This is a genomic window from Nostoc sp. DSM 114159, from assembly GCF_053470285.1.
The window spans coordinates 130,299-142,720 of the sequence record NZ_JBPFEH010000001.1 but is presented as its reverse complement, the minus strand read 5'-3'; the positions used below and the strand labels follow the sequence as shown (position 1 = coordinate 142,720).

At 40.9% G+C, this 12,422-nt stretch carries 11 protein-coding genes; all 11 read right to left on the bottom strand.

Annotation, left to right across the window (positions count from 1 at the left end; translation table 11 throughout):
• Positions 1–65: 65 nt before the first annotated feature.
• A complete protein-coding gene (locus tag ACR5KR_RS00560) occupies positions 66–1,220 on the bottom strand; it encodes a KamA family radical SAM protein (RefSeq protein ID WP_448265063.1) in 1,155 nt (384 codons plus the stop codon).
• 496 nt (positions 1,221–1,716) lie between these two features.
• Positions 1,717–2,340: a Uma2 family endonuclease gene (locus tag ACR5KR_RS00555; RefSeq protein ID WP_448265062.1), complete on the bottom strand. Its 624-nt coding sequence runs from the start codon at positions 2,338–2,340 to the stop codon at positions 1,717–1,719.
• 417 nt (positions 2,341–2,757) lie between these two features.
• Entirely contained in the window at positions 2,758–2,991 is a 234-nt protein-coding gene (locus ACR5KR_RS00550) for a hypothetical protein (RefSeq protein WP_448265061.1), read from the bottom strand.
• Positions 2,992–3,257: 266 nt separating this feature from the next.
• Positions 3,258–3,611: a DUF5615 family PIN-like protein gene (locus ACR5KR_RS00545; protein WP_448265060.1), complete on the bottom strand. Its 354-nt coding sequence runs from the start codon at positions 3,609–3,611 to the stop codon at positions 3,258–3,260.
• On the bottom strand, positions 3,608–3,838 hold the full coding sequence (locus ACR5KR_RS00540) for a DUF433 domain-containing protein (protein ID WP_448265059.1): 231 nt from the start codon (positions 3,836–3,838) through the stop codon (positions 3,608–3,610). Before ACR5KR_RS00540 ends, ACR5KR_RS00545 begins: the two co-directional genes overlap by 4 nt.
• 159 nt (positions 3,839–3,997) lie before the next feature.
• Positions 3,998–4,786: a Uma2 family endonuclease gene (locus ACR5KR_RS00535; protein WP_448265058.1), complete on the bottom strand. Its 789-nt coding sequence runs from the start codon at positions 4,784–4,786 to the stop codon at positions 3,998–4,000.
• Between the two features lie 455 nt (positions 4,787–5,241).
• The gene (locus tag ACR5KR_RS00530; RefSeq protein WP_448265057.1) at positions 5,242–5,547 is read right to left on the bottom strand and encodes a hypothetical protein; all 306 of its coding nucleotides are present in this window, start codon (positions 5,545–5,547) and stop codon (positions 5,242–5,244) included.
• 368 nt (positions 5,548–5,915) lie between these two features.
• Positions 5,916–6,512 carry a dephospho-CoA kinase gene (gene coaE / locus ACR5KR_RS00525; RefSeq protein ID WP_448265056.1) on the bottom strand — a complete coding sequence of 199 codons (597 nt, stop codon included), beginning with the start codon at positions 6,510–6,512 and terminating at the stop codon, positions 5,916–5,918.
• Between the two features lie 83 nt (positions 6,513–6,595).
• A complete protein-coding gene (cobA, locus tag ACR5KR_RS00520; RefSeq protein ID WP_448265055.1) occupies positions 6,596–8,185 on the bottom strand; it encodes a uroporphyrinogen-III C-methyltransferase in 1,590 nt (529 codons plus the stop codon).
• Positions 8,186–8,266: 81 nt separating this feature from the next.
• Positions 8,267–9,496, bottom strand: coding sequence for a tetratricopeptide repeat protein (locus ACR5KR_RS00515; RefSeq protein ID WP_448265054.1), 1,230 nt, complete (start codon positions 9,494–9,496; stop codon positions 8,267–8,269).
• 313 nt (positions 9,497–9,809) lie between these two features.
• Positions 9,810–11,963: an ATP-binding protein gene (locus ACR5KR_RS00510; protein WP_448265053.1), complete on the bottom strand. Its 2,154-nt coding sequence runs from the start codon at positions 11,961–11,963 to the stop codon at positions 9,810–9,812.
• Positions 11,964–12,422 lie beyond the last annotated feature (459 nt).

The window sequence follows — 12,422 nt, the reverse complement described above, 5'->3', positions numbered from 1 at the left end:
TCAACAGAACCTATTCCAACTGACCCTTTTTAATGATGGCAAGCAACTTCTATATAAGGTTAAACCTACTTTACTGGATCTACATAGGTGTACGTTTTACCTGCCCAATTTTGCACTGTAGCTGTACCATTCTCATAAGCAACTAGAGTCTCAGCTTGAATTGGGACTTTGCCACCACCACCAGGGGCATCAATTACATAAGTTGGTACAGCGTAACCAGTAGTATGACCGCGTAATTTAGAAATTAAATCAAGCCCAGTTTGCACACTCGTTCGCAGATGTGCAGTACCAACAACTGGGTCGCATTGATAAAGATAATAAGGTCGCACACGCAGCTTGAGAAGACCGTGAAACAGATTCTTCAGGGCTTTTTCAGAATCATTCACACCTTTTAACAGCACGGTTTGACTACCTAAAGGAATGCCGCCATCAGCGAGGCGATCGCAAGCTTGTGCCACTTCTGGGGTAAGTTCCTGCACATGACAAAAGTGCAAAGATAGCCACACACGATGTTTACGTAGCAAGGCAACCAGTTCTGGTGTAATTCGCTGCGGTAAAAAACTCGGCACGCGGGAACCAATGCGGATAAATTCAATATGCTTAATAGCACGCAGCCGCCTCAGCAAATTGTCTAAAGGTTCATCAGCCATCAATAGAGGATCGCCACCGGAAATTAGCACATCACGGATCTCGGTGTGTTCCTCCAGGTAAGCGGCGATCGCATCCAACCGCCGCGTTACTGGGTACATCTCACCTTGGCTCACCAAACGAGAGCGGGTGCAGTAACGACAATAAGCAGCGCAGCTGTCTAAGGCAAGCAGCAATACTCGGTCAGGATAGCGGTGTACGAGTCCTGGTACTGGAGTGTCGCCATCCTCACCGCATGGATCTACCATGTCTGCTGGACTAACTATTAGTTCTTCTTGCCGTGGTATCACTTGTAACCGTAGTGGGCAAAGAGGATCTTCTGGATCGAGTAGCGATGCAAAATATGGAGTTACGGCTACAGCAAACTTCTCTGGTGCAATTAAAAGTCCCTGTTCTTCGGTAGCACTAAGCCTGAATAACTTCTGAAAGTGTTCTAACTTAGTCAACCGATGCCGCATTTGCCAGCGCCAATCGTTCCAGCGTTCCTGGTTGTAAGTCTCTCCCAAAATCTGACAAATTTCTTCACACCGAATATCAGTTACTAGAGGATCTAGAGTAATGTTTTTGATCATGATTAGACCGAAATTAAGCTGAGAATAATAAACCAATCACAGCCTAATAGAGTGCGGCGCAAATCCAGCTACCATCTCAATTAAGCAAGCAGACAAGTAAGGGCAATTCATGAATTTCCCCTACTCAAGTCCCTTGTTAAAGGTAAGCAAATTTATCTCACAGTGTATTAGTATGTTTACTTAGATTTTTAGGTAAAATAAAAAAATTTACTTTCAAGCTGACAATAGGTATTTTTCTATACTAAATAGACTGCTGATGTAATAATAGCGATCGCTCTTAGAATGTCTTTGTTACTTTGAGTCAGTCGGTCTTTCCGTGTTGTTGTGCCGTATTAATACATAGACTAATGTCGTATATTTATTTATATAAGGATTTTTTGGGGTGCGATCGCTCAATCTACAACCTGTGTAAATAATGCAGCCAGCTACGTCACATTTGATTATCGTTGGGCGATTGTGGCGAGAAGACGACTAGAATAAATTTCTTCGTTGCTAATCAGCGACTCATTGCAAAAATCTGTTCAGCCGTTAACGGAATGTTCGGAAACAATCTAAAATCAATTCGATCCTGCCCTCGAAACACCTTTGGGGGTAAATACTCTCCATCTTCAAGTTGGTAGATTGTAATGGTTGGCTGTTTGGGAGAGCCAATGAACCGAATGCCACCAAAAGCAGCATAGTCCACAATGATGTACTCAAAAACGCCCAAGTCTTCATATTCAGCAAGTTTTGTCAGATAGTCGTCCTTCCAGTTGTTGCTAACGACCTCAATGACTCCGGGTGGTGGAATATATGCAGCAGCAGAACTAGAGCTAGTTTTCATCCTCTGCCATTTAACTCTTGCAAATATGACAATATCTGCTTTCCGGCTTTTTTCCTTTTCGCCTGGTGCTGTTTTGAGCCGAACCTGCTTGGATTGGCGCGACACGTAAGGCAGGTCATTTTCTTGGCAGTGATTTTCTAAGTAAGCACACAGTCGCTCGATCAAATCCTCATGATTTGCATTTGGTTCTGATAATGGCACAGGAATCCCATCCGCTAGCTCAAACTCTCTGCCTGAACCATCATCCCAGGCAAGAAACTCTTCAAAAGTCAGTGGTTGTGTGACGGTTGCGTACATCGCCCTCGCTCCCTTGCTGACGGGTACTTCACTCAATGCTATCAAGATGTATAGCTTTGTCTATGAGTCCTGCTTGATTTTCCTGCTGTAGTTACGAAACAACGGCTTGAGGTGAGTTGAGGAACGAAACCCAACATTTCCGGGCTGAGTATATACTAGAGTTTACCAGGTAATGCGGAACGTGGTAATTTTAAGCAGAAGCAACAAGTATTGATATTGATCATCATTTATATTAAAATTTTTTTTCTAAAAAACCTGTGTAAGTGCATAGGCTATAGCAGTCCTAAATGATTGGTAAACTTTTTTCCTTGTTCTCTTGGCTGCTTGGCGGTTCGATAATTTTACAACTCAAAAGGATTGCTATAGCCCATTGTAGACATCGCTGTAACAAAGTATTATCTTGTCAAACAGGATGCTTCAGTCTCGGTCTGGGAAGACATCATCTCCCAACTCAGAGAGAAGCCAATTAATATGAGCTTCACCTTCTCGTCTAGCATAAATTAAATCAATTTCACTCTCTACTTGATTTAATTCTGTTTCAATTTCGTTTTTTTTATTTTCGTCAGTCTCCCTTTGAAGTTGCTTGCTTAGTTCTGTACTCCGGACTTTAAGGTTGTACAGTCTAATGCTCTCCGGATTATTACTTCTCATGCTTACCCATAAAAATAAAAATTTTAGTTAATTTACATAGTTTGAATATGCAACCACTAATTATATTGATTGCTCAAGGAAGCCACTATAGTAAAATTACGGTGTATGTCTTTATAAAAGCTTGACGCTAATTTAAAATTAACGATCTGAATGGAAACAAAATCTCCATCACCTACTAGAATATAAGGCGTGATCGCCCTTGGAATTTCCCTTAAAGCCTTTAACTAGCTCGCACTGTTAATTCCATCTCCAATCGCATTTAAAATTCACGTTATTTTACAAATGCGAATACTTTTCGATGAAATAACAGTAAAAGCTCCTAATAATTCATTTGCGTGTTCATTAATGGCATTGGCAATAATTTCTGCTCTATCATTTGAAGATAAACCGAATAACCGAATTAACACCACACCTGCCGCAATTCGACGCAAACGAAAAACTAACTCACCAAAATCTTTATCTGATGTCAACAAAATTGCACTTTCATTATTAGCCAAGTTCAAAACTTCATCGTCAGGAATTCCTGGTTGCATTTCCACAACATACAAAATTTCGTGACCATCTAGCCGTAGACGTTCAACGATTTGCCAATCTAAATTTTCGTCTCCTAAAAACTTCAAGAAGCTTTCTCAATCGTTGGATAAACCACATCATAACGCAAAGCTTGAGCCGCAAATGCCAAAGCTGCTTTAATTCCTTCATCACTAAGTCGCGGATGCGCTTCTAGTATTTGCTGAGGTGTTTCACCAGCAGCAAGCTTTTCGAGAATTAATTCAACTGTAATACGAGTTCCTGAAATGACAGGTTTGCCCATCATTATTTTTGGATCGGATATGATTTTTTGCATAAACTAGGATTATTTGGATAAATAATTAATTTAATATATAACGCCTTTCAACATTCTTCTGCATCACCTACCAGAACACAAGGCGCGATCGCCATTGGCATTGTATCCATAAAGCTAAGTACTGCTTATAACACTCTTGAATCTATCTCCAATCAGATATTAAACTTCATCAGGATTTATCCCAAGCTGTCTCAAGCGTTCTGCTAAACGCTGGGCTTTTTGCTGTTCTTGTTCTAATTGAGATGTTAATAACTGGGATTTTTCTTGCTCTTGTTCTAATTGAGGTGCTAAAAGCTGCGATTTTTCCTCACCAGTTAGTAATAAATTTCCCTGTGCATCCCACCAACGCAACCAAGGCGCTATAGTATTTCCATACTGTCCTTCCCAAATGCCCAATTCGACACCCATCAAGGAAATCTCATAGTGTCCGCGTTCGTTAGCTGTGAGTTGCTGATACCTACCATCAACTAAGTGATAAACTTCAATCGCAGCTTTGCTAAATTCGTAAATGCCATAAAAAGGTACGCGGATTGCTTGCTCGTATACCCAGAATTTACCAGTAATTGGAGTATTATCTCTCTCTTCGGAACCATCCCCAGAAGCGAATTCCAGTACAATTAGGGGAGCGACATATTCTTGCCACAACACATACGAACGTCGAAACTGACCATTTAACATAGGTGCAACATTCGGGACGTAAAACCAATCGGGTGCTTCCGCACCGCGTTCAGGTGGTTCGGTCAAACGCCAGTAAATGCCGCAATCTTGACCAATACAATACTGCTTATCTAAGTGAATTTGCTGTAATATACCTTGAACGGAGTCAGTTAGGAGTATGCTTTGTGGGTGTTCTTGAAAATTTTTCACAAAAGTCCCGTCCGACTCTGGTAACTCAGTATGGTCGGGAAGATGAGTAATGCCTAGTTCGGACAGTTTGGTAATAGTCATTGAACTTTGGCGCGAGTGAATCGGCTTATTTATCTTAGCACCACTCCGACTAAATGCTTGGCGCTGGTTAATTTAGCGATACCTACGGTGGGCTACGCCTACGCACATCAAATGTGGCAAGAAGACGACTAGAATAAATTTCTTCGTTGCTAATCAGCGACTCATAGCAAAAATCTGTTCAGCCGTTAAAGAAATTTTCCCAAACAATCTAAAATCCATTCGATCCTACCCTCGAAAAACTTTTGGGGGTAAGTATTCTGCTGAATAACGGTAAAATCCTGATATTTCAAACTTTTCAGGCTATCACCGCACCAAAAAGTGCAAGTATTTTAGGTGCATAAGGCTTAAAAGTCTTGCATTTTCAATTTCTAATACCACAATAAATTGAAATTATGAGCGATAAAACTATTCCCTATTCCCTGCCTTCATCAAAGGACTTTTTCAGCAAGCCCTATTTAGTCATTCGGTATTTGCTTGAGTAAAGCTATCCACATATCAGATGGAGCGGAGTAATAATCAATTTCTTCAACTTGATATTGATAAGATTCACAACCTTCTCGTAAAATAATGCGATCGCAAGCTTTAACGCTTTTCCCTACTCCAGTCATGTAGCCGATTGTTCCTTCATTGAGACGCTCAAATATGTAGTCGCCTCCACAAACTTGTTGTCTGTAATCATGGATTTTATTCTTTTGTTTTAATTCTGTTACTGGAGAGATAACCAGAGCTAATTTATTAAAAAAACTAGAACTTAAATTCATACCTGTTATGATTGAAGAGAAGGCACTTAAAAACATTTCAAAAATAGAACTTATAATTTATTGAAAAGCCATTTTTTTAAATTTACAGTACTATTAACCGCAGATTCAACTGTAAAATCACCTAACTGTTGGACAATATTTGGTGAAATATAAGAATCCGATTTGATTAATGAACATATTTGCGTAGGGAGGGAACAGGAAATAGGGAACGGGGAACAGGAAAAAAGGGATTTAGGGGTGTACTGAGTTTTTTCAGAAATCAAATATGAGTCCTATATAAGTTTTTTGCTTAACTATCTAGTATTAATTAATAAGCTTTTTATGTCTTGAAAATGTCATATATGTATATATTTTAATATTAATCTAATTTAGTCACTACTTGTCGTAGCTAGAGCTACATCTATCTGCTTCAGTAGTACTTCTAGGGTAGAAGAGTTATCTAAAACGACATCTGCATGAGCCACTTTTTCTTCAATGGATAATTGGCTGTTAATCCTAGCTCGTGCCTCTTCTGTATTTAAATGGTTTCGTTGTATCAATCTTTGTAGTTGTTGCTCTTGAGAACAACGTACTACCCAGATTTCTGTTACCAAATCAGTCATCCCAGCTTCAAATAATAGAGGCACTACTAACACCAGTATTTGTGACGAAGACTGAGCAATGGCTTTGAGGAAGCGATCGCGTACATCAGGATGAATCAAATTGTCTATCCAGTTGCGTTCATCTTGACGATTAAAGATAATTTCACCTAGCTTTTGGCGGTTGAGGCTGCCATCTGGTAGTAAAATTTGTTCGCCATAACGCCCGGCGATCGCACCCAAAATCGGCGAACCTAAAGATACTGCCTCTCTAGCATAAATATCTGCATCCAAAATCGGCAAGTTATAAGTGCTAGCTAAATAATTAGTGACAGTGGTTTTGCCTGTGGCGATACCACCAGTTAAGCCGATTATACGTTTTGTCATTAGTCATTAGTCATTTGTCATTTGTCATTAGTTATTCTCTCCCTGCCCCCTGCCCCCTGCCCCCTGCTCCCCTGCTTCCTCATCTACGAATTTGTCGCCCATGCGATCAGTGCTTGGGTTAAACCATCTAAAGTGTATTCTTCGGCTTCTACATCCACACGTCCGAATAAATCATGGCAAGTTTTAGAGGTTTGGGGCCCGATAGAGGCAATACAAACTCCCTCTAATAATTGGCTAGCATTAGAGTTGTTGGAAAATATACTATTAGTAAGTTGACAGAAAAATTGTACAGTTTTAGAACTGGCAAAGGTGATTGCATCTACCTTGCGGTTTTGGAGAGCTAACTTTGCCGCAGGTGGAATACTACTAGGACAACAAGATTGATATGCCGCAACTTCTATCACCTTTGCTCCCTTGAGAGTTAATTCCTTAACTAAAACTTCTCTGCCGCCGCTTTCAACTCTGGGAAATAACACCTTTTTACCATCTAATTTATCTGGAAAATTTTCCACTAAAGAATCGGCAACAAAGTTGGGGGGAATAAAATCTGCTTGCAGAGAGCGTTGTTTGAGACTTTGGGCTGTTTTCTCACCAACGACGGCAATTTTGATGCCAGCTAAGGCACGGCTATCTTTACCTTGGGTAGTTAGCCTTTCAAAAAAGTAGTCTATGCCATTGGTAGAAGTAAGAATTAACCAGTCGAAGTCAGATAAATGAGCGATCGCACAATCCAAAGCTTCCCAACTGGAGGGGGGGCCGATTTCTAAGGTAGGCATTTCGATGACTGTTGCACCTGATGCAATGAGGCGATCGCTAAATTGACTCGATTGCCCAATTGAACGTGTTACCAAGATCATTTTACCAGTAAGGGGAGATAGGGGGAAATTGCTTGACATAGCAGGGGGGCTAAAAGTTTTGCCTGTAGTAGAAACCTGACAATCTATTTTCTCAGGTTGTAAGTACTTGCGTAGCCCAACAACTTCGCCAATCACAATTACCGCCGGGGAAAGGGATAATCCGGCGGTAAGTTCTAGAATATTGCCCAGTTGCGCCGTCCAAATTTGTTGTTCGGGAGTTCCTGCCCAACGGATGATGGCAATGGGTGTTAAGTGCGATCGCCCATGCTGCACCAGTCGATCTACAATCTCTCGTAGATGTCGCCCTCCCATCAAAATTACCAGTGTCTCTAAGCGTGAGAGCGCCTCCCAGTCTAAAACCTCTGGTTCGTGAGCTGTAAGCACTGCAAAAGTGCGGCTTAACACCGGATCTGTCAGGGGAATTCCTGCTAATAAGGGTGCTGCAAGGGCTGAGGAAATTCCTGGTACTAGTTCAAAATCACAACCGGATGCTTTCAAGGCTTCAATTTCGGAAGTGCAACGCCCAAAAATCAACGGATCGCCTGATTTGAGCCGTATAACTTGTTTTCCTAAGAGACAGTGTTTTACCAGTAACTTGTTAATCTGTGCTTGACTTGTACTGGGTTTGCCACCGCGTTTACCAACATCCAATTTCAGGCAATCATCTGGTACGCACTGCAATAATTGAGCATCTACTAAAGCATCGTAAACTAACACCTGAGCAGCAGCTAAAAGATTGTAAGCTTTTACTGTCAGGTATGCTACATCTCCAGGGCCAGCACCTACGAGGTAGACTTTGCCTTTGTCATTTGTCATTTGTCATTTGTCAGTAGTTATTCTCCCCATGCCCCATGCCCCATACCCCATGCCCCATGCCCCATGCCCCATGCCCTTTATTCAATTCGTCTGGGTATTAATTTTTTGGATTAGCCGATCGACTTGCTCAACCATCTCCTTGTTTTTCTCAGCTTGGAATAATTCTCTGGCTTTTTTGAGATTAACGATCGCTTCTTTTGACTGTTGTTGTCTTCCCAAAGTGATTCCCAAATTATAGTAAGTGAATGCATCGTTGGGGACGAGGCTAATGGCTTTTTTGTAATGTGCGATCGCTTCTTGAGGTTTACCTCGATCGTCCATTGCATTTCCCAAACCTGTGTAAGCTTGTGCGTGTTTGGGATCGAGGCGAATCACTTCGGTATAGCCAGCGATTGCTTCTGTTAGCTTGCCTTGAGCGTAAAAAGCACTTGCTAAATTATAGTGAGCGTCTGCATAGTTGGGAGCGAAACTGATGGCTTTTTTGTAATGTGCGATCGCTTCTTCTAGTTTGCCTTGAGCGTACAGAGTATTTCCCAAGGCATTATAACCTGCTGGATTTTTCGGAGCTAGGCGAATGGCTTCGGTATAGTTGCCGATTGCTTCTGCTGGCTTTCCTTGAGCGTATAAGGCGTTTCCTAAGTAATAGTAAGCGTCTGCATAGTTAGGATCGAAGCTAATAGATTTTTTATACTGAGTAACTGCTTCTGCTAGCTCACCTCGATCGTAGAGAACATTTCCTAAACGGGTGTAAGTCGGCGCATAGTCTGGTTTGAGGCTAATAGCTGCTGTATATTCGGTAACTGCTTCTTTTAGCTTGCCTTGAGCGTAGAGAGCATTTCCTAAGTTATAGTGAGCTTCGGCATACTTGGGTTCAAGGCTGATGGCTTTCTGATATTGGGCGATCGCAGGTTCTAACTGATTCAGTCTTGCTAAAGTCAAACCTAGATTAAAATATGCTCTAGAGTCTTGAGGATCGAGGCTAATGGCTTTATTGTATTGAGCGATCGCTTCTTGTGGTTTACCTCGATCGTCGAGAGTATTTCCCAAGGCAATATAAGCTTGTGCAAAATTGGGTTCGAGTTCAATTGCCTTCCGAAAAGCCGCCTCCGCTCCTTTTAAATCTCCCTGTTTATAGAGATTGTTTCCTTGCTCGAAGTTAGCAACTGCGTTTTTGTTGCGAATAACTGCGGACTGAGTAGAGTTGTGAATTTTTGCTAAAATCACGCCAACATTTTGACCAAAGGCAGTATTCCCATTACTCAAACACAAGCAGATAATAGCTGCTACCAGTAGATTCTTGTTTTTCAGCATTTTTCTTACCTTACCTGCTTGGTTTACATCTAATATCAAGTTCGGTTAATTGCCATCATCAAAATACCCCATCTCAGCCCTTCCTTACTTACTATTCGGGAAGCAAAAGCGTAGCTTTGGCGGAGTTATAGCAGGAATTATAAGTGATTAAGCTAACTTGATACAAGTGTAATCTCATATAAACGTCTATTTGTACACAATAGACATTTCAAAGTCCCTCTCCCAAGCTTGGGAGAGAGATTTCGGGTGAAAGCTCATTGATTCATCCAAGAAGTCTAATAGATGGTAATTTATTAAAAGTAAAAAGTCGTTTTTAGGTAATTGCTGATACTTTTGTTTCCATCAATTTAACAATGGCTGCAATTAATTTTTCTGGGTTAAGAGGTTTGGATAAATGCATTTGAAACCCAGCCTTTAGGGCTTTTTCTTGGTCATTGGTTCTCGCAAAGGCAGTTAAGGCAATTGCTGGAATTTGTCCACCTTGTTTTGGTGTCCGAGTTCTCACTTCATGTATTAACATATAGCCATCAATATCGGGCATACTAATATCGCTTACCAACACATCTAGCTTGACCTCTGCTAAGGCTTGTAATGCTTCTTCAGCGGAAGATACTGCCATCACAAAAGCCCCATCTTGCTCTAATACAAAAGCAACAAAATCCCGTGAATCAGTATCATCATCGACAACTAAAATCCTGATGTCATTCAGAGGTAAGGAGTTAGTAGCTAAGAATGCAGAGTAATTTTGTCCATCCGTCAGCCTTGGACTTTCATCTGGCAGAAGCGGTAAGCTAACAGTAAATATTGCCCCTTGACCCTCACCGTGGCTATCTGCTTTGACGATGCCGCCATGCATTTCGATGATATTACGTACAATTGCTAATCCCAGTCCTAATCCACCAAAATTTCTCGTAGAGGTGCTATCTGCTTGGCGGAAATAATCAAACACGAATGGCAAAAAGTCAGCGCTAATTCCCTTACCCGTATCGCTAACAATTATTTGAGCATAGCCATCAGTTTCCTGGAGTCGCACTTCTACCTTTCCTCCTCTGGGTGTAAATTTGATTGCATTAGAAAGGAGATTCCAGACGACTTGCTGCAAACGAGTCGAGTCGCCCATAATTTGTCCCACACCCGGTTCCAATACTGTATTCACCTCAATCAACTTTGTTTCTGCTGCTAACTGCATTGTCTGTAATGCCGACAATACCGTAGACTTGAGATTAATCTTTGTGATATTCAGCGTCAGTTTGCCTTGTAAAATTCTGGAAATATCCAGTAAGTCCTCAATCAGTTGAACCTGTAAGGTAGCATTTCGCTCGATTGTAGCTAGGGCTTCAGATGTCTTTGTTTGGTCTAATCGGCGGGTTTGCAACAACTTTGACCAGCCGAGAATTGCGTTGAGTGGAGTGCGTAGTTCGTGAGAAAGGACGGCTAAAAATTCATCTTTAATTCGATTGGCTGTTTCTGCTTTTGCTCGTGCTACTTGTTCTAATTCCAGCAGGTGCGCTCGTTCTTCAAGTATTTGTTTTTGTTCGTGGATATCCGTACAGGTTCCAAACCACTTGACTACAAAACCTTGCTCATCTTTAAGTGGTAAACCTCGCGCTAGCTGCCAACGATAGGAGCCATCAGCAGCTCGTTTAAAGCGATATTCATTGTTATATATAGTGCTATTTTTGACAGCATCAGACCACACTTTATCAGCTCTTTGAACATCATCTGGATGCAATGCAGCCAACCAACCAGAACCCAAAGATTGCTCTAATGTTAGCCCAGTGTATTCGCACCAATTTTGATTAAAATAATCGCATTCACCGTTAGGTTTAGTTGTCCATACAAGCTGAGGAATTGCCTCAGCTAAGTAACGGTAGCGTTCTTCGCTTTGTCGGAGAATTTCTAAGATGCGTTGACGTTCAAGAATTTCTTGTTGTAATTGCTCGTTAGTCTGAGTAATTTCATTGGTGCGAACAGCAACCATTTCTTCGAGATGATTCTGGTATTTTCGCAGTTCCTCCTCTACCGATAAGCGTTCGGCTATTTGGGTTTGAAGTTCTTGATTTGCTTGTTCTAATTGAGTAGGACTAGGAAATGCCAGTGCTTGTGGAACTAAAGGCACAAGCTTTAAGGCGGTAATTACAGATATTGTGGCAGTTACCGCTTTGAGAAACCCTGACACCCAATAGGTTGGATGCCAAAGTGTCCAAATATCCATTAAATGAGTAGTGCCGCAAGCTACGATAAATCCACTAAACAGCAAAAAAATCCAGTCAAAGGGCAAATCTTGTCGCTTGCGCACAAAGTAGAAGAGTGTAGCTGGAATCGAGTAATAAGCTAGTGCAATGAATGCGTCAGATAATATGTGTAACCAAACTAAATTCGTTTGCCATAGATAGCAATGTCCATGTGGAATAAATGATTCTGATGTCAAAAAGCTAGCCCACAATTCTGATATTATATTTGACATAAAGACTAGATTGTTTAATCTATAAAATCTACTACTAAATATCTACCCTTACTTAATAATATTCTAGTAAGTAGGTAGACATAATTAAATATAAAATAAACTCCTAGTTTGTAGTGAACGATTTAGCGCTCAGAGCAAAAATTATCAGGACTAAAGTCCTGACTACAAACTTTAAATTTATTATGCCTAGATACTTACTCAAATATTAGTGATACAGTGTGTCTAATTTCTGCACTACTTAAGGAAATTACAATATGTCTTTATCAAACAAATAGGCTGTTAGTATCATCGCTGTTTTGCAAAAATCAATCATTTAAAATTACTAATATTTTCTCTTCTAAAGCCTAAATGAATTAATTGAGGCTATGGAGCTTGAAGCGCGATTGTAATTGTAAGAGCTGTGAAGAGAGTGGTTAAACTTGCGGAAATTGCGGACATAATTATGGTGTACAACAGTAA